The 21,902-nt window shown below is 61.7% G+C and carries 21 protein-coding genes; 13 read left to right on the forward strand and 8 right to left on the reverse strand.

Annotated features, from left to right (window positions below; all coding sequences use genetic code 11):
- The 8 genes from hpaI to MCB86_RS18015 form a co-directional block, all read right to left on the reverse strand.
- Positions 1-804 (reverse strand): 4-hydroxy-2-oxoheptanedioate aldolase, encoded by an 804-nt coding sequence (gene hpaI / locus MCB86_RS17980; RefSeq protein ID WP_239611743.1) that lies wholly within the window; start codon positions 802-804, stop codon positions 1-3.
- Positions 805-899: 95 nt separating this feature from the next.
- Complete coding sequence (hpaH, locus tag MCB86_RS17985) at positions 900-1,703, reverse strand: 2-oxo-hept-4-ene-1,7-dioate hydratase (RefSeq protein WP_239611745.1); 804 nt, start codon at positions 1,701-1,703, stop codon at positions 900-902.
- A 9-nt stretch (positions 1,704-1,712) separates the two neighbouring features.
- Positions 1,713-2,123 carry a 5-carboxymethyl-2-hydroxymuconate Delta-isomerase gene (locus MCB86_RS17990; protein WP_239611748.1) on the reverse strand — a complete coding sequence of 137 codons (411 nt, stop codon included), beginning with the start codon at positions 2,121-2,123 and terminating at the stop codon, positions 1,713-1,715.
- 20 nt (positions 2,124-2,143) lie between these two features.
- Positions 2,144-3,001: a 3,4-dihydroxyphenylacetate 2,3-dioxygenase gene (gene hpaD, locus MCB86_RS17995; RefSeq protein WP_045163110.1), complete on the reverse strand. Its 858-nt coding sequence runs from the start codon at positions 2,999-3,001 to the stop codon at positions 2,144-2,146.
- 72 nt (positions 3,002-3,073) lie between these two features.
- The gene (gene hpaE / locus MCB86_RS18000) at positions 3,074-4,534 is read right to left on the reverse strand and encodes a 5-carboxymethyl-2-hydroxymuconate semialdehyde dehydrogenase (protein ID WP_045163109.1); all 1,461 of its coding nucleotides are present in this window, start codon (positions 4,532-4,534) and stop codon (positions 3,074-3,076) included.
- 4 nt (positions 4,535-4,538) lie between these two features.
- On the reverse strand, positions 4,539-5,312 hold the full coding sequence (locus tag MCB86_RS18005; protein WP_239611749.1) for a fumarylacetoacetate hydrolase family protein: 774 nt from the start codon (positions 5,310-5,312) through the stop codon (positions 4,539-4,541).
- Between the two features lie 10 nt (positions 5,313-5,322).
- On the reverse strand, positions 5,323-5,982 hold the full coding sequence (locus MCB86_RS18010) for a fumarylacetoacetate hydrolase family protein (RefSeq protein ID WP_239611751.1): 660 nt from the start codon (positions 5,980-5,982) through the stop codon (positions 5,323-5,325).
- Between the two features lie 152 nt (positions 5,983-6,134).
- Positions 6,135-7,631, reverse strand: a complete 1,497-nt coding sequence (locus MCB86_RS18015; RefSeq protein ID WP_239611753.1) for an aldehyde dehydrogenase family protein — start codon at positions 7,629-7,631, stop codon at positions 6,135-6,137.
- 207 nt (positions 7,632-7,838) lie between these two features.
- On the opposite strand from MCB86_RS18015, the gene hpaR reads away from it, so the two are divergent.
- From hpaR to MCB86_RS18085, 13 genes are all read left to right on the forward strand, one after another.
- Entirely contained in the window at positions 7,839-8,258 is a 420-nt protein-coding gene (hpaR, locus tag MCB86_RS18020) for a homoprotocatechuate degradation operon regulator HpaR (protein ID WP_045163105.1), read from the forward strand.
- A gap of 29 nt (positions 8,259-8,287) precedes the next feature.
- Positions 8,288-9,202, forward strand: coding sequence for a 4-hydroxyphenylacetate catabolism regulatory protein HpaA (hpaA, locus tag MCB86_RS18025; RefSeq protein WP_045163104.1), 915 nt, complete (start codon positions 8,288-8,290; stop codon positions 9,200-9,202).
- A 351-nt stretch (positions 9,203-9,553) separates the two neighbouring features.
- Positions 9,554-10,570: a TRAP transporter substrate-binding protein gene (locus MCB86_RS18030; protein ID WP_239611755.1), complete on the forward strand. Its 1,017-nt coding sequence runs from the start codon at positions 9,554-9,556 to the stop codon at positions 10,568-10,570.
- A gap of 4 nt (positions 10,571-10,574) precedes the next feature.
- The gene (locus MCB86_RS18035; RefSeq protein ID WP_052679337.1) at positions 10,575-11,105 is read left to right on the forward strand and encodes a TRAP transporter small permease; all 531 of its coding nucleotides are present in this window, start codon (positions 10,575-10,577) and stop codon (positions 11,103-11,105) included.
- The gene (locus MCB86_RS18040; protein ID WP_239611757.1) at positions 11,102-12,424 is read left to right on the forward strand and encodes a TRAP transporter large permease; all 1,323 of its coding nucleotides are present in this window, start codon (positions 11,102-11,104) and stop codon (positions 12,422-12,424) included. The genes MCB86_RS18035 and MCB86_RS18040 overlap by 4 nt, the downstream gene beginning before the upstream one ends.
- Positions 12,425-12,473: 49 nt before the next feature.
- Positions 12,474-13,658 (forward strand): Bcr/CflA family multidrug efflux MFS transporter, encoded by a 1,185-nt coding sequence (locus MCB86_RS18045; protein ID WP_239611758.1) that lies wholly within the window; start codon positions 12,474-12,476, stop codon positions 13,656-13,658.
- A gap of 278 nt (positions 13,659-13,936) precedes the next feature.
- The gene (locus MCB86_RS18050) at positions 13,937-15,106 is read left to right on the forward strand and encodes a p-hydroxyphenylacetate 3-hydroxylase oxygenase component (RefSeq protein ID WP_045163100.1); all 1,170 of its coding nucleotides are present in this window, start codon (positions 13,937-13,939) and stop codon (positions 15,104-15,106) included.
- 62 nt (positions 15,107-15,168) lie between these two features.
- The gene (locus tag MCB86_RS18055; RefSeq protein WP_239611759.1) at positions 15,169-16,110 is read left to right on the forward strand and encodes a p-hydroxyphenylacetate 3-hydroxylase reductase component; all 942 of its coding nucleotides are present in this window, start codon (positions 15,169-15,171) and stop codon (positions 16,108-16,110) included.
- Positions 16,111-16,392: 282 nt separating this feature from the next.
- Positions 16,393-17,736, forward strand: a complete 1,344-nt coding sequence (locus tag MCB86_RS18060; protein ID WP_230623667.1) for an APC family permease — start codon at positions 16,393-16,395, stop codon at positions 17,734-17,736.
- 135 nt (positions 17,737-17,871) lie between these two features.
- Positions 17,872-18,942 (forward strand): extracellular solute-binding protein, encoded by a 1,071-nt coding sequence (locus MCB86_RS18065; RefSeq protein ID WP_239611760.1) that lies wholly within the window; start codon positions 17,872-17,874, stop codon positions 18,940-18,942.
- Between the two features lie 15 nt (positions 18,943-18,957).
- Positions 18,958-19,965 carry a methyl-accepting chemotaxis protein gene (locus MCB86_RS22975; RefSeq protein WP_045163096.1) on the forward strand — a complete coding sequence of 336 codons (1,008 nt, stop codon included), beginning with the start codon at positions 18,958-18,960 and terminating at the stop codon, positions 19,963-19,965.
- 28 nt (positions 19,966-19,993) lie between these two features.
- Entirely contained in the window at positions 19,994-20,443 is a 450-nt protein-coding gene (locus tag MCB86_RS18080) for a heme-binding protein (RefSeq protein WP_045163095.1), read from the forward strand.
- A 158-nt stretch (positions 20,444-20,601) separates the two neighbouring features.
- Positions 20,602-21,900, forward strand: a complete 1,299-nt coding sequence (locus MCB86_RS18085) for an FAD-binding oxidoreductase (protein ID WP_045163094.1) — start codon at positions 20,602-20,604, stop codon at positions 21,898-21,900.
- Positions 21,901-21,902: the final 2 nt, after the last annotated feature.

The raw sequence follows: 21,902 nt of genomic DNA on the forward strand, positions 1-21,902 counted from the left end.
TTAGTAAACGCCGCCGCCACCGGTAGTCGGGGCGGACGTGTCCTTGAATGTGGCGGCCAGGCTCTGCAGCCCGCGCATCAGAATGGTGGTATCGACGCCGACTGCGACGAAGGCTGCGCCCAGTTCGATGTAGCGGCGTGCCAGCGTTTGGTCGGCCGACAGGATGCCCGCGGCCTTGCCGGCGCGACGGATACGCGCGATGGCATCCTCGATGGCCGCCTGTACGTCCGGGTGGCCCGGATTGCCGCGATGGCCCATCGAAGCGGATAGATCAGCCGGGCCGATGAAGACGCCGTCCACGCCATCGACTGTGACGATTTCATCGAGATGCGCGAGACCTTCCAGATTCTCGATCTGCACCAGCAGGCAGATCTGCTCGTCGGCGTGAGTGAGGTAACCAGGAATGGTGTTCCAGCGCGAGGCGCGAGCCAGCGCACTGCCGACGCCGCGAATGCCCTTGGGTGGGTAGTGAATGGCACGTACCAGCTGCTCGGCCTGTTCGGCCGAATCCACCATCGGTACCAGAAGCGTCTGCGCGCCGAGATCCAGTAGCTGCTTGATCACTACGGCATCACCGATGGGCGGGCGGATCACCGGATGGGACGGATACGCTGCCACGGCCTGGAGCTGGCCGAGCAGGCTGCGGACATCGTTCGGCGCGTGTTCGCCATCGAGCAGCAGCCAGTCGAAGCCGGCATTGGCTGCCAGCTCGGCGCAATAGGGTTCGGCCAGTCCGACCCAGAGGCCGATCTGCGCTTCGCCCGATTTCAGGCGTTGTTTGAAGGTGTTGACTGGAAGGTCCATGGTGGACTCCTCAATTGAGGCGCTGGGGCTGGGTGCACGGCTGACGGAATTCTGTCTGTCCCATGCCTACCCCCGGTCCCCAGCCCCAGTGCTCGTTAAACGAACCGGCAGGCGATGGAGCCCAGCTGGTCGTAATCGACGTGGAAGCTGTCGCCTGGGTTGGCGGCGACCGGACGGGTGAAGGAGCCGCCGAGGATGATCTGGCCCGGCTGCAGGGTGACGTCATACGGCGCCAGCTTGTTCGCCAGCCAGGCCACGCCTTTGGCCGGGTGATTGAGCACCGCGGCGGAAACGCCCGACTCCTCGATGACGCCGTTGCGGTAGAGGATCGCCGGGACGCGGCGCAGGTCCATGTCGTGGGGTCGTATCGGCCGGCCGCCCATGACCACGCCACCATTGGCCGCGTTGTCGGAGATGGTATCGAAGACCTTGCGGGTGACCTTGGTGTCGGGGTCAACCTGATGGATGCGTGCATCAATGATTTCCAGCGCGGGAATCACGTATTCGGTGGCGTCCAGCACGTCGAAGATGGTGCAGTTCGGGCCCTTCAGCGGCTTGCCGAGGATGAACGCCAGTTCGACTTCCACGCGCGGCACGATGAAGCGCTCGAAGGGAATGTCGGTGCCCTCGTCGAACAGCATGTCGTCGAGCAGCGCGCCGTAGTCCGGCTCGGTGATGTTGGACGAGACCTGCATGGCGCGCGAGGTCAGGCCGATCTTGTGGCCGACCAGCTTGCGGCCATCCTTGATCTTCATGTCCACCCAGGCGCGCTGGATGGCGTAGGCGTCCTCGATGGAGATTTCGGGATGCTCCAGCGAGAACTGGCGAATCTGCTGCCGTGAGCGTTCGGCTGCGTCCAGCCGTGCGGCGCACTGTTGGATGACGGAGGCGTCGAGCATGGGGTGTCCTCAGGAATTCTTGTTGAACAGGGGGTGCAGGCTGCTGTGCTTGGCATCGAATACCTGACCCGGGCTTTCATCGATCTGCAGCGTCACGCCTACTGGGCGACGCGCTCGCACGGCCTCGGTGTGGCGCGCCAGTACGGCGCTCAGGGCCGCGCCGACCGCCTGGTGCACGGCCTGGCTGCGACCGCTGCCCATGCGCAGGTTGGCGTAGAGAAAGCCATAGTCGCCCTGGCCGTCAGCCACCGCCGAATGCGCGGCAGGGTAGGCCAGCACACGGGTGCCGCCCTTGGGAAACACGGCTTTGCCGGCCTCGTCGCGCTGCTCGAGCATGGTGTCGGCCAGCTCGCGGCAGAGTGTGCCCATCGGCACCTCGGCTTCCAGGTCGGCGGTATAGAGCAGAACCAGATGTGGCATAGGGGCCTCCGCGTGCCGGGTCAGAGCGGGAAAATGGCGTTGATCTGGCCGGTGCCGGAGCTGCCGAACAGCGGAGTGATGACTTCCACCTTGCCGCTGTATTCCGGGCCGCCGAGCAGGCCGAGCAGCATGGCTGTGTCGTGCATCTTGCCTTCGCCATAGCAGTGCTCGGCGTAGTCCGGCAGCATGGCGCAGAACTCCTTGAAGCGGCCTTCCTGCCAAAGCTTCACCACGTGATGGTCGACCTGCTTGTCGAATTCGCGGCTCCAGTTGTTCAGGTTCTGCTGAGCGATGCGGTCATCGGAGAAGCGGTGCGACAGCGAACCGGAGGCCAGCACCAGCACCTTGCGGTCGCTCTTCTCGATGGCGCGGCGCACGGCTGCGCCAAAGGTGAAGCTGTCTTCCAGGCGGTGCCAGGCGCACCAGGCGGCGATGGAAACCACCTTCAACTGCTGATCGTCGGGCGCGCCCATGTGCATGTAGCGCATCGGGACGAGGGTGCCGTATTCCAGCTCCAGGCTCGGGATGTTGTGCGCCAGGGTACGCACATCGGCGGCATTGGCCTCTTCAGCGATCAACGCGCCCAGCTCCGGGCAGCCCTGATACTCGTAGTCCATGTCCTTGATGAAGTGCGGCAGCTCATTGCTGGTGTAGATGCCCTTGAAGTGCTCGCCACAGTTGATGTGATAGCCGCTGTTGACCAGCCAGTGCACATCGAACACCACGGCGGTGTCGGCACCCAACTCACGGGCGCGGCGGGAAATTTCCTTGTGGCCGGCGATCGCTTGTTCCCGGCAGCCGTGGTTCGGGCCGGGTAGTTCGGACAGATACATCGAAGGAACGTGGCAGATCTTTGCTGCGAGGACGACTTCGCCCATGACGGTTCTCCCTGGCCCCGGAGGGCTCTTGTTGTTCAGTGGTGGCGGGCGCGCTGGCGCCCGCCGGCTGCCTTATACGCCCCAGCGCGGGATGTGGTGGCTGCCCATGGAGATGCAGACGTTCTTCACTTCGGTGAACACCTCGAAGCTGTACTCGCCACCTTCGCGGCCGGTGCCCGAGCCCTTCACGCCACCGAACGGCTGACGCAGGTCGCGCACGTTCTGGCTGTTGATAAACACCATGCCCGCTTCGATACCCGCAGCCAGACGGTGCGCCTTGCCGATGTCCTGGGTCCAGATGTAGGAGGCCAGGCCGTACTCGGTGTCGTTGGCCAAACGCAGGGCTTCGGCTTCGTCCTTGAAGGGGATCAGGCAGACCACCGGGCCGAAGATTTCCTCCTGGGCGATGCGCATCTTGTTGTTCACGTCGGCGAACACCGTCGGCTGGATGAACTGGCCTTTGGACAGATGAGCCGGGAGGCCCGCAGGGCGCTCGAGGCCACCGGCAACCAGGGTGGCGCCTTCTTCCATGCCGATCTTGATGTAGCCAGTGACCTTGTCGTAGTGAGCCTGGGTGATCATCGAACCGACCTGGGTCTTCGGATCCTGCGGGTCACCGACAATCAGCCGCTTGGCGCGGGCGGCGAACTCGTCGACGAACTTCGCGTAGACGCTTTCCTGGATGAAGACACGGCTGCCAGCGGTGCAGCGCTCGCCGTTGAGCGAGAAGATGGTGAATAGCGCGGCATCCAGCGCCCGGTCGAGATCGGCATCGTCGAAGATCAGTACCGGGCTCTTGCCGCCCAGCTCCATCGAGTACTTCTTCAGGCCGGCGTTGGCCATGATCTTCTTGCCGGTGGCGGTGCCGCCGGTGAAGGAGATGGCACGCACGTCCGGGTGCTTGACCAGCGCGTCGCCGGCGATGTGCCCATAACCCTGGATGACGTTCAATACGCCGTTGGGGATGCCGGCTTCAAGGGCCAGGCGGCCCAGTTCGTTCGCCGTCAACGGTGACAGCTCGCTCATCTTCAGAACGGCGGTGTTGCCCAGTGCGAGGCAGGGCGCGGTTTTCCAGGTGGCTGTCATGAACGGCACATTCCACGGCGACACCAGGCCACACACACCCACCGGCTGATGCAGGGTGTAATTGAGCATCTGGTCATCGACCGGGTAGGTGTGACCATTCATGCGCGTGCAGACTTCAGCGAAAAAGTCGAAGTTGTGCGAGGCCCGCGGGATCAGCACGTTCTTGGTCTGGTGGATCGGCAGGCCGGTGTCCAGCGTCTCCAGTTCGGCCAGTTTGGGCACGTTCTGGTCGATCAGCTCACCCAGCTTGCGCATCAGGCGAGCGCGTTCCTTGGCGGGCAGGCCAGCCCACTTGGGGAAGGCTTCCTTGGCGGCCGCAACGGCCTGGTTCACCTCGTCGGCACCGCCGCTGGCGACTTCGCCGATGGCTTCCATGGTGGCCGGGTTGTAGTTGGTGAAGGTCTCTTTGCTCTCGACCTCACGGCCGTTGATCCAATGCTTGATCATGTACTCAAACCTCTTCTGCACGCGCCGCGAAAAACTCTTCTTCGCTGACGATGGTATTGACGAGACGGCCTACGCCTTCCACCTCCACAACGACTTCATCACCCGGCACCACGTCGGCCAGGCCCTCGGGCGTGCCGGTGGCGATCATGTCGCCCGGCTGCAGAGTCATGAAGCTGGAGAAGTACTCGATCAGGTAGGGGATATCGAAAATCATGTCCGCGGTAGTGCCTTCCTGCTTCAGCTCACCGTTGATCCAGGTGCGCAGCTTCAGATTGGACGGGTCCGGCACTTCGGCGGCGTCGACGATCCAGGGGCCGACCGGGGTGGTGCTGTCGCGGTTCTTCACCCGCAGGTTGGGACGGTAGTAATTCTCGAGGTAATCGCGGATCGCGTAGTCGTTGCAGACGGTGTAGCCGGCCAGATAGTCGAGGGCGTCTTCGCGTTTGACGTTGCGCGCCGGCTTGCCGATCACGGCCACCAGCTCGCATTCGTAATGCATGTACTTGACGTTGTCCGGGCGCCAGGTGACCTGCTTGTGGCCGGTGTAGGTCCCCGGCGACTTGATGAAGGCGAGTGGCTCGGTCGGCGCCTTGAAGGAAAGCTCGGCGGCGTGGTCGGCGTAGTTCAGACCCAGGGCAAACATGCTGCCATTGGCCGGGGGCAACCACTCGACCTGGTCTTCGAGCAGCAGCTCACCGCTGGGCAGGCGGACGGCGTTTTCGGCTTCGACGGTGACGTCATGAGTTTCGCCCTGATAGCGGATACGTGCGCGTTTCATCATTGGCTCCTTATTCCGCAACCACGGTGTTGGTCAGCTTGCCCAGCCCGGTGATTTCCACCACTACGGTGTCACCGGGCTTGACGTCCACACGGCCCTCCGGGGTGCCGGTGATGAGCACGTCGCCTTCGTTCAGGGTCATGAAGTCGCTCAGTTCGGCGATCAGCTGGGGGATGGTGCGCACCCAGTTGGCGGTACTGTTTTCCTGGCGGACTTCGCCGTTGACCAGCAGGCGCAGGGTCAGGGCGTTCGGGTCGGTGATCTGGCTGGCTTCCGCCAGCTCAGGGCCAATCGGGCAGAAGCCGTCACGACATTTGGCTTTCACCGCGGGGCGGTAGTAGCTGTCTTCCGGCAGGCTGAATTCGTTGACGATGGTGTAGCCCGCCACATGGCTCATGGCGTCGGCTTCGCTCACGCGGCTGGCGCGCTTGCCGATCACCACACCCAGTGCAGGGCCGGGCTGAAGGCGTTCCACCCCAGCGGGGAATACCACCGGCTGACCATCGGCATTGCGCGTATTAGGCGTCTTGATGAACAGCACCGGCTTGACCGGCGGCTTTTGGTAAGGCGCTTGCTGGAACTCATCCATCCGGCTATCGAGCAGCCCTTTGTAGTTCAGCGCAATGCCGAACAGGGTGCCGGAGGCTGCCTGGTCTAGGGAGCGGGCCATCGTTGTTCTCCGATACTTGGCTGCGAACCTGTCCGTCTGCAGCTCGTTAAGATGTTAACTTTGTAGTTAATATGTTAATGAATGTCAAGGGAGTCTGCTGGTCGTTTGGTCGACTTGCTGACCGAGCCGTGCGCCCACGGCATCCACTTCGATCAGTAGGTGATGCACACCGACTTGGTTTCGGTGAATCCTTCAATCGCTGCGCGGCCGAATTCACGGCCCATGCCCGACTGCTTGAAACCGCCGAACGGCATGTTCGGATCGACCGGCACGTGGTTGTTGACCCAGACGGTTCCGGCTTCGATACGGGGGATCAGGTCCATGACCCGGCCCAGATCGTTGCTCCAGATGCTCGCGGTCAGGCCGTAGCGGCTGTCATTGACCATCTCCACCGCGCGCTCCAGGTCGTCGTAGGCCATGACTGAAAGCACCGGGCCGAAGATTTCTTCCTGGATGGGGGTGGATTTCTGTTCCATGTCGCACAGCACCGTGGGCTGAACGAAATAGCCCGGAAGGTCCATGGTCTGGCCGCCGGTTGCGAAACGTGCGCCTTCCCTTCGGGTGATTTCGAGGTAATTCAATACGCTGGCTTGGTGCTTTTGGGAGACCAGCGGGTTGATCTGCGCATTCGGGTCCAGGCCCGCGCCGATGGTCATTCCCGACACTGCTGCGCTGAGCGCCTCGACGAACCGGTTGTACTGGCTGCGGTGCACATAGAGGCGAGAGGCGGCTGCGCACACCTGTCCCTGATTGAGCAAACCGCCACCAATGGCGCCGGCGACAGCTTTCTCGATGTCCGCGTCTTCCAGAACCAGCATCGGGTTCTTGCCGCCGAGCTCCAGGGTGAAGCGGGTCATGTTGTTCAACGCGGCGATACCGACCTGCTTGCCGACCGCGGTCGAGCCGGTAAACGAGACCTTGTTGACCAGCGGATGGGCGACCAGTGCTGCGCCGGCTTGCGAACCTTTGCCGATCAGTACGTTGAACACGCCTGCAGGGATGCCGGCTTCGATGGCCAGTTCGGCCAGGCGTAATGCCGTCAGTGGCGTTTCGTCGGCCGGTTTGATGACGATGGTGCAGCCGCAGGCCAGTGCAGGCATGACCTTCCACAGCGCGATCATCATCGGAAAATTCCACGGCACGATGCCCGCAACCACTCCTGCAGGCTCGCGACGGGTATAAGCATTGAAACGCGCGCCAGCCGGGATCGGGATCGAGACGTCGAAGGTTTGGCCTTCGATCTTGGTGGCCCAGCCCGCCATGTAGCGCATGTAGTTGACCGAGGCGCCAACCTCGATGGCGCGGGACAGGTGGATCGACTTGCCCTGGTTCAGCGTTTCGATCTGCGCCAGTTCTTCACCGTGCGCTTCGACCAGATCGGCGAAGCGCAGCAGTGTACGTTCGCGTTCGGCCGGTGCTAGCTTGCTCCAACGCCCGGAGGTGAACGCCTGGTGTGCCGACAGCACGATCGCATCGACTTCGGCAGCGTCGGCCTGGACTGTTGTAGCCAACGGCTCGCCGGTGGCCGGGTTATGCAGCGTGTGGCTGGCGCCGCCTTGGTCGGATAAGGATTGACCGTCAATGAACGAGGCGTGTCGTTTCTGAAGGAATTGGGTTACTGGTTGGATCACGTCGATCAAGGCAGACATTTGAGTGCTCCCGCTTCAATGTTGGCATCGCTGAACAGATGCCTCTTGGATGTCGGAGGTTAAGATCCCTCGTTGCAGGTGGCTTGACTCTGCGTGCAGCGCGATATGTTCATGCTTGCCAGAAGCCTGCTTTTGTCGGCAGCGCTTGCCAGGGATCATCATGCGAACGTTAAAATGTTCATCATTCCAACTCGAACTCGGAATCCCATGCCAACACGTCCATCCCTCACGCTGACACTCTTGCAGGCCCGCGAGGCCGCCATGAGCTTTTTCCGTCCGTCGCTCAATCAGCACGGCCTGACCGAGCAGCAATGGCGGGTCATACGCATACTCCGCCAGCATGGCGAGATGGAGAGCTATCGGCTGGCCGAGCTCGCCTGCATTCTCAAACCGAGCATGACTGGCGTGCTGACGCGTCTGGAGCGCGACGGTATCGTCAGCCGCCGTAAGCCGGCCCACGACCAGCGGCGCGTGCACATCAACCTCACGGAGAAGGGGCATCAGTGCTTCCTGTCCATGAGCGAGGACATGGAAGCCAACTATCGGCGGATCCAGGAGCAATTCGGCGAGGAAAAACTGCAGCAGCTGTTCGGCTTGCTCAACGAGTTCAAGCAGATCAAGCCCTGACGGGCTAAATGCAGGCATCGGGAGGGCACATGCGAGATCAGCAACCCATTCCCAATATCGATATCGGCCAGGTCTACGACCAGCGCTACGCCGACGCCGAGGTGCATTACGAGGCGCTTGGCAATCTGGCTGACTTCTTCGGTCGCAACATGCCCGTGCATCGGCATGACCGCTTCTTTCAGGTTCACTACGTCAAGAGCGGAACGGTGCGGGTCTATCTCGATGACCAGCGCTATCAGCAGCAAGGGCCGATGTTCTTTCTCACGCCGCCGACCTTCACCCATGCCTTCGTCACGGATGCCGAAAGCGACGGGCACGTCATTACGGTTCGCCAGCAGCTGATCTGGCCGCTGTTGTCCGAGGAGTTCGGGCTTGCGTCGGGCCCGAACATCTCGCCGGTTTGTGTAGGGCTGGCCGAGCTGGGGCCTGAGTTCGGACGTGAAATCATGCGCCTGAATCTGTTGTTCGACGAGTTGCGCAGCGAGTTCGCCGAGCAGCGTCCGGGCCGTGCATTGAGTCTTATCTCGCTGACACGGCTAATCTTCATCAGCCTGCTGCGCCTGTCCTCGCGCTCGCTCACTGCACAGCCGGCACGCGGCGAGGACCTTCACATCTATCAACGCTTCAACGAACTCATCGAGGCGCACTACCAGGCGCATTGGTCGCTGTCGCAATATGCCGAGGCGTTGGGCGCGACGGAAGCGCGACTCAACGATGTGTGCAGGCGTATCGCCGACCTGCCGTCCAAACGACTGGTCCATGATCGGCTTATGCAAGAGGCCAAGCGGCTTCTGCTGTTCACGGGGCATTCGGTCAACGAGATCTGCTACGAGCTGGGCTTCAAGGACCCGGCGTATTTCAGCCGTTTCTTCAGCCGTAACGCGGATGTCACGCCGGGTGAGTACCGCCTGCGTGCGGCTCGCAACGATCCGCACGCAGGCTAGGAGGGCGCCTGCCGGTTGCACCCGATCGCCCTCTGAGGATGCACCTTTCGTCGACGGCGCTGGCGCGTTGCGCGCGGAGGTAAGCGCTGCTTAGTCAGCGGTCTACTATTAATAGATTAACAATGTTGGATCGGCGCTTTTTTGATAGCGGTCGTTGTTTTATTCGTGAGTGAAAACAAATAAGTTATTGAATTTAAAGTATTTATCTGCTCATGTCTAGATGGAGCAACGCATAACGAGCTTGGCCCATTTGTCTGTATGTTGACTTTAGTCGTTAGAAGGTTAATGTATTAACCAAAGTCCGGGCGACCTTGCCCCCTGTCTCTAAAACAACAACGAAGGGACCCTACGATGCATACCGCCAAAGCTGCTGCCGCTGCCGTCCTGCTCGGGATATCGTCACTGGTCAGTGCCGAGACCGTCACCCTCAAGATCGGCCATTTCCTTCCCGCCGCGTCAAATGCGCATGCCAACGTCATCGAGCCTTGGTGTGCAGATCTGGAAAAAGAGTCGCAGGGTCGCCTGAAATGCCAGATCTATCCGTCGATGCAACTGGGCGGCACCCCGGCCAAGCTGGCGGACATGGCCCGAAACGGTGTGGCTGATATCGTCTGGACAGCTCCCGGCTACTCCGCGGGCAAGTTCCCGCGGGTAGAGGCGCTGGAGCTGCCATTCCTGCTCCCGTATGGCGGTCAGGCTGGCAATCGCATCATCTGGGACTTCTACGAGCAGTACGCGAAGGATGATTTCAAAGACTACAAAATGCTCGCGCTGTTTGGCGACGGCGGCATGGATGTACACACGCGCAGCACACCGGTAAGAACGGCAGCGGACTTCAAGGACCTGAAACTGCGCGCATCCAGCCGAACCATTTCCAGGACCCTGGAAAGCCTCGGCGCGACGCCCGTGAGCATGCCCCCCGCACAGATGACCGAGGCGATATCCAAGGGCGTGGTCGACGGTGCGATGGCGACCTGGGAAGTGGTGCCGCCTACCAAACTCGATGAAGTCACCCAATATCACAGCGCTGCCGAAGGCCGCCAGGCATTCGGCTACACGGTGCTGACGATGCTGATGAACAAGCGCAAATACGAGCAACTGCCGGATGATCTAAAGGCCATTCTCGACCGCAACAGCGGCAAGGCGCTGGCCGAGCGCTTTGGTGCCGCCTGGGACAAGGCGATCGCCGAGGCCAAACAGAAGGTACCGGCTGACTCGATCGTGCCGATTGCTGACGCGGAGTACCAAGCCATGGAAGCCGCCGTGGCTGCGGTACCGGATCAGTGGGCGAAAGAGGCCAGCGATAACGGGCTCGACGGTGCTGCGCTGGTAGACGGCGTGCGCAAGCTGGTTGCCGGTGACCGGTGATTAGATGAACGAGTCCCTGTCCTTTCCCACTACGCCTCAGCATGCCGGCTTCCTCCGGCGTGTGCTGGATATCACCACCCGATCCTTCGCCCTGGCGGGCGGGCTGATTCTGCTGGGATTGATCAACATGTCGCTGGTATCGATCGTCGGTAGAAAGCTGTTCTCCACGCCGATACGCGGTGACATGGAGATCATGGAAGTGGGGGCTGCCGTAGCCATTGCGGCTTTTCTGCCTCTGTGTGAGTTCAGAGGCAACCATCTCAAGGCTGATGCCTTCACGCTCAAGGCGCCCTTGATGGTGCGAAGAGTGCTGGATGGGCTCGCCCATTTTCTGTGTTTCTTCGCGGCCGCGATTCTCGTCTGGCGAACCAGCCTGCAGGCACTTGAAAGCCTGGAATACGGGGACGTAACCACGCTGCTTTCCATTCCTCTGTGGATTCCGCTGGCGCTGATTGTGCCCAGCCTTGCATTGCTTGCGCTGTGTGCGCTGGCAAGGGTGGCAGACATTATTCGCGGTGCGGGAGTGCGGGCATGAGCGGCTTGACGTTGGGGCTCATCGCGCTGGCTGTGACCATGTTCCTGCTGGTGATGCGCATCCATATCGGCGTCACCATGCTGGTTGGCGGTGCGCTGTGCTACCTGGCGGTGAATGACGGCGATTTCAACGCGTTGTGGTTCACCCTGAATAACCTGGCCTATTCGCGCCTATCGAATTATGACCTGGCGGTGATCCCGCTTTTCGTGCTGATGGGGCAGTTCGCCACGCACGGAGGATTGTCGAAGGGCATCTTCCGCTGCGCAGCGGCTTTCGTGGGGCATCTGCGGGGCGGGCTGGGAATGTCCGCCATCGGCGCTTGCGCCGGCTTCGGTGCCATCTGCGGCTCCTCGCTGGCAACGTCGGCGACCATGAGTCACGTGGCGTTACCCGAGTTGCGGCGTCATCACTATTCCGGACGTTTGGCGACGGCCACAGTCGCGGCGGGCGGCACCCTGGGCATTCTCATACCGCCCTCGGTGCCGTTGATCATCTTTGCGGTGCTGACCCAGGAGTCGATCGCCAAGCTGTTCGTCGCGGCGGTAATCCCAGGCATCCTTGCGGTGATCGGCTACATGATCGTCCTGCGCATCATGGTGGCACGCGACGAGGACACCATCGATGTGATCGAAAAAGCGTCGGCAAGCGAGCGTCTGCGTGCGTTCGTGCGTGTTCTACCGGTGATCGGGGTATTTCTGGTGGTGATCGTCGGGATCTACGGCGGTTGGGCGAACCCGACCGAGGCGGCATCCATCGGCGCGGCGGCCTGCGGCATTCTCGCGGTGCTGCAGGGCGGCATGCGCTGGGCCGGCATGCGTACCAGCCTGCTGGGCACGGCCGAAACCACCGCGATGATCTTCTTGGTGCTGCTCGGAGCTGACCTGCTCAATTCAGGCCTGGCGCTGACCCAGATGCCGACCGAACTGGCCACACGGGTGAGCGAGTCCGGCCTGGCTCCAATGATCGTGCTAGCGGCGATCCTGGTGCTGTACTTACTGCTGGGCTGCGTGATGGATTCGCTGGCGATGATCCTATTGACCATCCCGATCTTCTATCCGCTGATCATCGGGCTGGATTTCTACGGGCTCGATGCCTCCGAAAAGTCCATCTGGTTCGGCATCCTCGCCTTGATGGTGGTGGAGATCGGGCTGATCACGCCGCCGCTGGGCATGAACCTGTTCATCGTGCAGAAAGCGGCGGGCGACGTGCCGTTTTCCGAGACGGCGCGGGGCGTGCTGCCGTTCCTGGCCTCCGACCTGGTTCGCATCGTGCTGCTGGCGCTGTTTCCGATCATCAGCCTCGGCTTGCTTAGCCTGTAGATCGACATCGCAGCCGTCGCCCTGACGGCTGCAGCTGCTGGAGCAAACAATGACCACCGTAACCCGACCGCAGCGGCTGATCGTGCTGCTCGCGGCACTGACTGCATTCGGTCCGCTTTCCATCGATATGTACCTGCCGAGCCTACCCGTGATCGCTGCCGACCTCGGCGCGACCGAGTCGGCTATTCAACTGACCATCGGGGTGTTCCTGGGCGGCGTCAGCGCCGGGATGTTGCTTTATGGGCCGTTGTCCGATCGCTTCGGTCGGCGGCGGCTCCTGCTTGGCGGCATGCTCTTGTACATTCTCGCCAGCCTGGGCTGTGCGGTTAGCGCCGATGCGCAGCAGCTCACCGTGCTAAGGCTGGTCCAAGCCCTCGGCGCCGCTTCGGCGACGGTGCTGGCGCGAACCATCGTGCGCGATATTTTCGTGGTGTCGCAGGCAGCCCGAACCCTTTCACTGATGCATCTGGTGACCATGGTCGCGACGCTGATCGCGCCCATTCTCGGCAGCTACCTGATGCTGATCACCGGTTGGCGATCACTGTTCATTTCGCTCGCAGGCTATGCGGCAATCTGCCTGGTGTGCGTCTATCTGGCGATACCTGAAACCCATCCCTCGGAACGGCGGGGCGCGTCGGTGAGCCGCGCGTTCCGTGCCTATGGACGGTTGCTGCGCAGCGCGCACGCGGTGGGGCTGATTCTCTGCATGTCGCTGTGCTTCGCCGGGATGTTCGCCTACATCACCGCATCGCCCTTTATCTACATCGATTACTTCGGCGTGTCGGCGCAGCGCTATGGTTTGCTGTTCGCACTGAATATCGCCGGCGTCATTGTCGTCACCTTGTTCAATGCACGGCTGGTGACCCGCGTCGGGCCCCACCGCATGCTGGTCTTTGGCGTGCTCATGGCTGCTGCGTCGGGTATTGGGCTGCTGATCGTTGGGTTGATCGAAGCCGGCGGGCTCGCTGCCATCGTGGTCGGGCTGCTTTGTTATATCAGCGTCACCGGACTGCTGGGCGCCAACTGCCTGGCCCGGCTCCTTGGCGACTTTCCCGAGCAGGCGGGGGCCGCTGCGGGATTGGCCGTCGCTACCCAGTTCGGCTTGGGCATGCTGGCGAGTGCCTGGGTCAGCGCATGGCATGACGGCACGCCGCTCCCCATGACCCTGATCATCGCGACCACCGGAATCGGCAGTGCGCTGGCCTATGGTCTGGCCTGCCGGACTCGTCCGTAAGACTCGGCTTAGCCCGTATGGGCACCTGTACGGGGGAACATCCGAGGGGCGGCGAATGGTGTGTGTTTAGGGTGTTTCGGTGGCTGCCGTATTTTCATGAAAAGTGCAACTCACTCCCCGGAACATACATTTCGATGGATCGTTCACACATTCATAATCGAGCCATACCCAAGTCGATCCAGTCGTGGCATGGGGCGGGGCATCCTTGCGTGAATGCCCGTCGTTGTCCTGTCACGAATGGGTCGGCCGGAAAGCACAACCATAATCAGGGTCACCGTATGAAAAAGCCAAACCCGCTACTCGAAAGCCTTCAGGACATCCTGCCTGCCATTGCCGCCAATGCTTCCAAAGCCGAAGGGCTGCGCATGGTGCCACCGGAAAATATCGAGATGCTCAAGGGCATTGGCATGCATCGGGCCTTCCAGCCCAAGCCCTACGGTGGCCTTGAGATTTCATTGCCCGAATTTGCCGATTGCATAGCCGCGCTGGCCGGCGCCTGCGCCAGCACGGCCTGGGCGATGAGCTTGCTGTGCACGCATAGCCATCAACTGGCGATGTTTCCCAGGCAGCTACAGGACGAAGTCTGGGGCGAGAACCCGGATGCCACGGCCAGCAGCAGCATCGCGCCCTTCGGCAAGGTGGAGGAGGTCGAAGGCGGGGTCATCTTCAATGGCGAGATGGGCTGGAGCAGCGGCTCCGACCACGCCGAGTGGGCAATCATGGGTTGCAAGCGCAAAGACGCTGAAGGCAACCTGAACTACTGTTTCGCGGTGCTGCCACGCTCGGATTACGAAATCCGTGACGACTGGTATGCCGTCGGCATGCGGGGCAGCGGCACCAAGACGCTAAGCGTCAAGGATGCCTTCGTGCCCAACCATCGCATCCAGACCGCCAAGGACATGATGGAAGGCAAGTCGGCCGGTTTCGGTCTGTACCCGGACAGCAAAATCTTCTATTCGCCGTACCGTCCATATTTCGCCAGTGGTTTCTCGATTGTCAGTCTCGGGATCGCCGAACGCATGCTCGTCGCCTTCAAGGAAAAGACTAAAAACCGCGTGCGGGCATACACCGGCGCCAATGTCGGTGCGGCAACACCAGCGCTGATGCGCCTGGCCGAGTCCACCCACCAGGTCGCCGCAGCTCGCGCCTTTCTGGAAAAAACCTGGCAGCAGCATGCCGAGTACAGCGAAGCACATCGCTATCCCGATCGAGAGACGCTGGCGTTCTGGCGGACCAACCAGGCCTATGCGGTGAAGATGTGCATCCAAGCAGTGGATCGCCTGTTCGAGGCAGCGGGCGGTGGCGCCTGGATGGAAGCCAACGAAATGCAGCGCTTGTTCCGCGACGTGCACATGACCGGTGCTCATGCCTACACCGATTACGACGTGTGCGCACAGATACTCGGCCGAGAGCTTATGGGCCTGGAGCCCGATCCGACCCTGCTCTGAGCCGCTGCCCTTTCACTACAAGAACAACTGGCTGTCGGGCGCCGGCAGCCGAGGAGCCCTGCATGAACACCCCCCACGAGTCGGGTTTCGACCCGCGCGCCTTCCGCCGTGCGCTCGGCAATTTCGCCACAGGCGTAACCGTCATGACGGCCGCCACGCCTGCCGGTCAGCAGGCCGGCGTCACGGCCAACAGCTTCAACTCGGTATCGCTCGACCCCGCGCTGATCCTCTGGAGCATCGACAAGCGTTCCACCAGCTATGAGGTGTTTGCGGAGGCGAGCCACTTCGCGGTCAACATCCTGGCGGCAGACCAGATCGAGATATCCAACCAGTTCGCCCGCCCCAAGGACGACAAGTTCGCCGGGATCGACTTCGAGCGCGGCGCCGGTGGCGCGCCGCTACTGGCCGACTGCGCGGCACGCTTCCAGTGCGAACGGCATCAGATCGTCGAAGGTGGTGATCACTGGATTCTGATCGGTAAGGTGGTTGCGTTCGACGACTTCGGTCGGTCGCCGCTGCTCTATCACCAGGGCGCCTATTCCATGGTGCTGCCGCACACGCGGATGCACCGTCAGGACGAAGTGCAGCGGCCGACGAGCGCCTTTCAGGGACGTCTGGCCGACAACATGTACTACTTGATGACCCAAGCGGTGCGCTGCTACCAGGCCAGTTATCAACCTCGTCAGCTGTCCACCGGTTTGCGCACCAGCGAGGCGCGCATGCTGATGGTGCTCGAGAACGATTCGGGCCTGAGCATGGCGGACCTGCAGCGTGAGGTCGACATGCCCCTGCGCGAGATCGAGCAGGCGGCCGAGATACTCAAACGCAAGGGGCTGGTCAGTGACAGCGCTGCCGGCTACGCGCTCACCCCGTCAGGGAACGAGCAGACCGAGGATCTCTGGAGCATTTCCAAGGAACAGCAAGACGCTGTGTTCGGACGTTTCAGCGACGAGCAGATGTCGGCCTTCAAGCAGGTATTGAGAGGGTTGATAGCCGGTTGTTGAGTACGGACGGCGCCTCAGGGCGCCGTTTTACGTTTGGCGGCTCCATCGCGCTGTGATATTGAAAAGCCACCATGACAGCCCGATGCAAGAGCTCGGCAGCCAGGGGCAAGAAACTCCGGCCGCCGCGTTTCACAGTAGCAAGCGATTGCGCGACGCCTGATCGAGACGATCGCGTACTACTGCAACCGACGGCTTGGGCCGAATACGAATACGGGACGAACAATTATGAACCCGACACAGGTATCCAGTCTTGCGAACGCTGCACCAGGGAGCGCTTCAACCATGACGAAAAAGCTGGGCTTTCTGACCATGATGTCGATCTGTATCGGCGTGGTCATCGTGCAGGGCTCGATGATCTCGGCGACGCAGGGAATCGGTATCGGCGGCATGGGCTTCATCGCGGCGATGTTCGTCGCTTTCGTGCTGGCGCAATTCAACGCCATGACCTTTTCCGAGCTATCGCTGATGTTCCCGCAGGCCGGAACGCTGGCCACTTACACGCAGAAAGCGATCGGCCATTTCCCGGCCATCGTCGCGGTGTTTGCAGGTTACGTGGTGGTGGCAATGCTGGCGCTGCCGGTCGAGATGTTCCTGGTCGATGCCATCATCGGTGAGTTGCTCCCCGGCATGTTTCCAGCGAAGGTCGTGCCTATTGCCATCCTGGTCCTGCTGACGATCACTAACTTGGTGGGGGCAGATGTTTTCGCCAGGGTGCAGAATCTGCTGGCGTTCGTCCTTGTCTGCGCACTGGTGCTGATTGGCCTGTGCGCTGTGACCGGTATCGCCGAGCCGTATCCGGCGATCGAGGGAGCAGGGGTCGATTGGAGCTTCGCCTCGGTCGCTGATGGCAGCTTCCTGGGGCTGGTCGCCTTGGCGATGTGGCTGATGGTCGGGGTCGAATTCATCTGCCCGATGATCAACGAGGTCGACAAGCCCGAACGCAACATCCCGCGGGCGATGATGCTTTCGCTGGTGCTGATGCTGGCGATTTTCCTGACGTTCGTGGTTGGCGCTTCTCGCTACCTGAGCGCGGAAACCCTGGCGACGGCGCCGTTGCCGTACCTGGATTATGCGAACGCTGTGTTCGGTAAGGCTGGTCTGCTGGTTGCTACCGTCATGGCTATCGCAGCGACCTGCAGCACGATCAATACCGTACTCGCGGCCGTACCGCGGATGCTGCAGGGCATGGCCGAGAATGGTCAGGCGTTTCCGCAGATGAAGATCGTCAGCGAGCGCTTCGGCACGCCCTGGGTTGCGATCTTGTTCATGGCCATCATCATCGCCGTTCCTGTACTGCTCGCCGATATCGATTCGCTCATCACGCTGGTGATCGCCGCATCCACCAGTTGGCTGCTCGCCTACATCGTCGCGCACGTCAACGTGCTGGTTCTGCGCCGCCGCATGCCGGAGCACGCGCGGCCCTACAGGACGCCGTTCTATCCGCTGCCACAGCTGCTGGGTATTCTCGGCATGGCCTATGTGGCTCTGAACAACTCGCCGTCGCCGGAAATCACGGCGCTGGTCTACAAGATTACCGGTGGCATCCTGTTGCTGATCAGTGTCATTGCGGCGCTCTGGGTGAAGTTCTACATGAAGCGCAACCTGTTCGAACCGGATCTGTCGTAACCGCTCGACGAGGCGCCGCAAGGCGCCTTTTTTTCGTCTGCATGGCAGCGGCAAACAACACCACAGCAGCGAGAGGCAAGACGGGGGGTGCGGTTGAGGACTTAATTCTCTGAACGGATCGGGGGGAGAGTGCTCATGAGAGGATTGCTGCTGTTGCTGACGCTGTTGGCCGGTCTGGCCCAGGCCGATACCACACTCAGAGTGCTCAACTGGAAGGACTACATCGAACCCGAGGTGCTGGAACGCTTCAAGGCCGAGCATGCGGTGCGCATCGACTACCAGACCTTCACCTCGGCCGATGAACTCGACCGCCTGCTGGATGCCGGCACGCCCTACGACCTGATCGTGCCCTCGCATTTCCAGCTCACCAGATTGATCGACAGCGGCCGGCTTCTGCGCCTGGATAAATTCCGCCTGAGCCACTACGACAATCTGGATCCGAAACTACTCGCCTCCCTGGCGGCCTTTTCCAGGGCAAACGATTACGTCGTGCCTTATCTCTGGACCACCGTCGGCCTCGTGACGGATGACGCCAAGCTGGCCGAGCGGCTTGGTGAGACGCCAGCCGACAGCTGGTCCGTTCTGTTCGATCCAACTATTGCCAACAGGCTGAGCGATTGCGGCATCGGTTGGATAGACGCGCCGGAGGAAATCTTCTCGCTCTGGTTGAACTATCGCGGCAAACAGCTTGGGCGAGCCAGCCCACGGGCCCTGGAGCGCTATGCGCGGCGCATTGGCGAGTCGGCCTCACGGGTTGGCTCGCTGAACAATGACGCCTATGTGGATGGCCTCGCCAAGGGGCAGCTCTGCGTTGCCATGGCGTGGGCAGGGCACGCGATCACCGCCGCGCAGCAGCGCCCGTCGCTGCGATACCGGATCCCGCGTGAAGGCGGTTTGCTGACCATTGACAGCTGGGCGATACCTGCCAATGCCGGCAACCCGGAACTTGCCCATCGATTCATCAACTTCATGCTGATGGCTCCGGTTGCGGTCCGCAACACCCAGGCGACGGGCTTCTACTCACCGATGAAGACCACGCTGGCCGAGATGGAGGCTTTGGCGATCGCCGACGCCCGTCTTGTGCCAACCGCCGCTGCGCGGCAGCGCCTGTATTTCCTGGAGCAGCTGTCCCCTGATCAGAAAGCGGTCATTGATCGAGAGTGGTCGCGCTTGAAACAGGATCGGGCGCCTGACCTGGTGCCATAACCGTGTGGAGTGCTCATGTTCATCGATAAACGCCAACGGCTCGCCGAAGATCTCGTACAGCAGCTGGAGGCCCTGGGGCGGGGCGAACCCGTCGCGGCATCCGCGTCTCTGCGGCCGTTCCCGCTGCTGATCGAGGCACTCGACCAGCTTCAACGCCGGGAACAAGCTACAGCCGAACGGTTAGAGCGCTTCAAACACGAGGCGGCTGGCTCCCGTAGCGCTCTGAGCACGGCCGAGCAACGTATCGCGAGCCTGGAGCGCGATTGCATCGCCCTCGAGCATGCGCACCGCGAGGCCGCTCGGGCGCGTGAAGTCCTCGCGGAACAGAACGAACTGCATGCTCGTGAAGCGCATGTCTGGGAGATCATGCAGTCGACGCTCACCGAGGGCTGCTGGGACATCACGGTAGTCAACGGACGAGTCGACGACCCGGCCAGCCTGATGCGGCTGTCTGGGCAGTTCCGAGCATTGATGGGGTATGGTGCGGAGGAGCTGCCCGATGGCTGGGATAGCCAGGTCAGCATTACTCATCCGGACGATGCGCCGGCCATCTTCGCGTTGTTCGAGCGAGAAATCGTCAGTCCCGCCGGTAGCGGTGAGTACGTCATCGAATACCGTATGCGGCACAAGACCCGCGGCTATATCTGGTGCCGCGAGCGCGGACGTGCGGTGCGCGACGCCGCTGGCGTGCTCTATCGGGTGATCGGGGCGGTCAGGGACATCTCGGACGAACACAGCGCGCGCTCGGTCCATGAGCAGATGGTGCGGCAGAACCAGGCGACCTACGCGCAGATCGCCCAGGTCGTCAGCGTCATCAAGGGCATCGCTGATCAGACAAACTTGCTGGCGCTCAATGCGGCGATCGAGGCCGCCCGCGCCGGCGAAGTGGGGCGGGGATTCTCGGTGGTCGCCGACGAGGTGAAGAAACTGGCGGACCGGACTCGGCAGGCCACCCAGCAGATCCAGGAGATGCTCGAGGCGCAGACGCTGCGCGGTACGGGCAGTGGATCCGAGGCGAGCTGACAAGTAAATGAGCCAGGAGAGTCACGCCATGTCGAAGCTGCTGCGTGTCGTCCCGAGCATTACCTTGAGCCTGGCCCGCGAAATCCTGGCGTGCGTGATTGAGGAGGCCGAGCGCCAGGAGGTGGCCGTCAGCGTCGCTATTGTCGGTGCCGGAGGCGAAGTGGTGTTGACCGCGCATATGGATGGCGCACCGCCGCCAAGCCGCGCCATTGCGCTGAGCAAGGCGATGACCGCTGCCGCGTTCCGTGACTCGACGGCCGAGTGGGAGGAGCGGCTGGCCTGCTGCTCTGCAATGGTCAGGCAAGGCTTACCGTTGCAGCCGGGTCTTGCATTTTTCGGTGGCGGCGAACCCTTCGTGCATCAGGGCGACGTCATCGGTGCGGTTGGTCTTTCAGGTGCGTCCGAGTCGGTCGATGTCGCGTGCGCTCGCGCGGCCAGCGAACGGGTGAAGGCCTTGCTGCAGGGCCTGCCCGACTAGATGCCCGGCTTTTTCAGTCCTGGCATGATCGGTCAAGGCGGCGTCAGTGATGGTCAAGACTTTTGCGCGCTGAAAACCGTTAATAGGCCACTCCGTTGTAGCTTTGCCGGCAAACCAGATGTTTACCGCCAGAGCGTTCACCTCGTGCAGGTTGTCCCATGATCAATATCGAAACCCCGACGTATTACACCGCCACGAAGAAATACGACCTGAGCTTCCCTTCACTCGAAGGTGATATCGAGGCGGATGTCGTCGTGATTGGTGGCGGGTTCTCCGGCGTGAACACCGCGCTGGAACTGGCCGAGAAAGGAATCACCAATATCGTGTTGCTGGAAGCGCGCTATCTAGGCTTCGGCGGCACCGGGCGCAACGGCGGACAGATCATGGCGGGTATTGGCCATGATCTTGAAACGATCCGCAAGCAAGTGGGCGAGGATGGCCTGGCGAAGATCTTCGAAATCAGTGATCAGGGCGCCAAGATCATCAAGAGCCGTATCGAGCGTTACAACATCGATGCGGATTTCACCCATGGCTATGGCTACATGGGCTTCAACAGCCGCCAGGAGAAGACGCTGCGGGGCTGGGAAAAAGAATTTCGCGCCATCGCGCCGGATCAGGAAATCGAGCTGCTGACCGGGTCTGATCTGAAGCGGATGGTCGGGTCGGATGCTTACAGCTGTGGTCTTCTTCACATGGGCGGTGGCCATGTTCACTCGCTCAATCTGCTGCTCGGCGAAGCACAGGCTCTGACCAGCCATGGCGCCAGGCTCTACGAAAACAGCCCGGCGCTGGCCGTCGAGTACGGCGACCGAGTCACGGTGCGCACCGCCAAGGGCTCGGTCAGGGCGAGCAAGCTGCTCTGGGCCTGCGACAGCTTTCTCAACAAGCTCGAGCCCACGCTGCATAAGAAGACGCTCAACACCTACGCCTTCCAGATCATGACCGAGCCGCTGTCCGACGCGCTCATCGAGCGCATCAGTCCGATCCGCGGTGCGTTCAGCGATATCCGTCCGGTCATCGACTACTACCGGGTCACGGCTGAGAACCGGCTCCTGTTCGGTTCTGCTACCCCGTACGTGGAGCATATTCCCAGCGACCTGAAGGCCTGGAATCGCAACCTGATGCTTAAGATCTTCCCCTATCTCAAGGACGTGAAGATCGATCTGGCTTGGGGCGGGCCGATGGCCGTCGGTGCGAACCTGTTCCCGCAGATCGGCTCCTTGCCCGGTCATCCAAACGTGTTCTTCGTACAGGGTTACGCAGGATTCGGCGTCACTCCGAGCCACATCATCTGCAAGGTTCTCGCCGAGGGGATGAACGAAGGTTCGGCCCGCTACGATCTGATCAGTTCTGTACAGCATGCCGATATCCCGGCCAAGGACACCTTGCGTGCCCTCATTCTCACGGGCGGCAAAACCTGGCATCAGCTCGAAGGCTTCTGGACCGGGCGCCGCTAATA

This window comes from Pseudomonas sp. KSR10 (assembly GCF_022355455.1).
Lineage (GTDB): Bacteria > Pseudomonadota > Gammaproteobacteria > Pseudomonadales > Pseudomonadaceae > Stutzerimonas > Stutzerimonas stutzeri_E.

Coding starts and splice junctions, on each gene's coding strand:
- hpaI (WP_239611743.1), bottom strand. CDS start 804: ATGGACCTTCCAGTCAACACCTTCAAACAACGCCTGAAATCGGGCGAA.
- hpaH (WP_239611745.1), bottom strand. CDS start 1,703: ATGCTCGACGCCTCCGTCATCCAACAGTGCGCCGCACGGCTGGACGCA.
- MCB86_RS17990 (WP_239611748.1), bottom strand. CDS start 2,123: ATGCCACATCTGGTTCTGCTCTATACCGCCGACCTGGAAGCCGAGGTG.
- hpaD (WP_045163110.1), bottom strand. CDS start 3,001: ATGGGCGAAGTCGTCCTCGCAGCAAAGATCTGCCACGTTCCTTCGATG.
- hpaE (WP_045163109.1), bottom strand. CDS start 4,534: ATGATCAAGCATTGGATCAACGGCCGTGAGGTCGAGAGCAAAGAGACC.
- MCB86_RS18005 (WP_239611749.1), bottom strand. CDS start 5,312: ATGAAACGCGCACGTATCCGCTATCAGGGCGAAACTCATGACGTCACC.
- MCB86_RS18010 (WP_239611751.1), bottom strand. CDS start 5,982: ATGGCCCGCTCCCTAGACCAGGCAGCCTCCGGCACCCTGTTCGGCATT.
- MCB86_RS18015 (WP_239611753.1), bottom strand. CDS start 7,631: ATGTCTGCCTTGATCGACGTGATCCAACCAGTAACCCAATTCCTTCAG.
- hpaR (WP_045163105.1), top strand. CDS start 7,839: ATGCCAACACGTCCATCCCTCACGCTGACACTCTTGCAGGCCCGCGAG.
- hpaA (WP_045163104.1), top strand. CDS start 8,288: ATGCGAGATCAGCAACCCATTCCCAATATCGATATCGGCCAGGTCTAC.
- MCB86_RS18030 (WP_239611755.1), top strand. CDS start 9,554: ATGCATACCGCCAAAGCTGCTGCCGCTGCCGTCCTGCTCGGGATATCG.
- MCB86_RS18035 (WP_052679337.1), top strand. CDS start 10,575: ATGAACGAGTCCCTGTCCTTTCCCACTACGCCTCAGCATGCCGGCTTC.
- MCB86_RS18040 (WP_239611757.1), top strand. CDS start 11,102: ATGAGCGGCTTGACGTTGGGGCTCATCGCGCTGGCTGTGACCATGTTC.
- MCB86_RS18045 (WP_239611758.1), top strand. CDS start 12,474: ATGACCACCGTAACCCGACCGCAGCGGCTGATCGTGCTGCTCGCGGCA.
- MCB86_RS18050 (WP_045163100.1), top strand. CDS start 13,937: ATGAAAAAGCCAAACCCGCTACTCGAAAGCCTTCAGGACATCCTGCCT.
- MCB86_RS18055 (WP_239611759.1), top strand. CDS start 15,169: ATGAACACCCCCCACGAGTCGGGTTTCGACCCGCGCGCCTTCCGCCGT.
- MCB86_RS18060 (WP_230623667.1), top strand. CDS start 16,393: ATGACGAAAAAGCTGGGCTTTCTGACCATGATGTCGATCTGTATCGGC.
- MCB86_RS18065 (WP_239611760.1), top strand. CDS start 17,872: ATGAGAGGATTGCTGCTGTTGCTGACGCTGTTGGCCGGTCTGGCCCAG.
- MCB86_RS22975 (WP_045163096.1), top strand. CDS start 18,958: ATGTTCATCGATAAACGCCAACGGCTCGCCGAAGATCTCGTACAGCAG.
- MCB86_RS18080 (WP_045163095.1), top strand. CDS start 19,994: ATGTCGAAGCTGCTGCGTGTCGTCCCGAGCATTACCTTGAGCCTGGCC.
- MCB86_RS18085 (WP_045163094.1), top strand. CDS start 20,602: ATGATCAATATCGAAACCCCGACGTATTACACCGCCACGAAGAAATAC.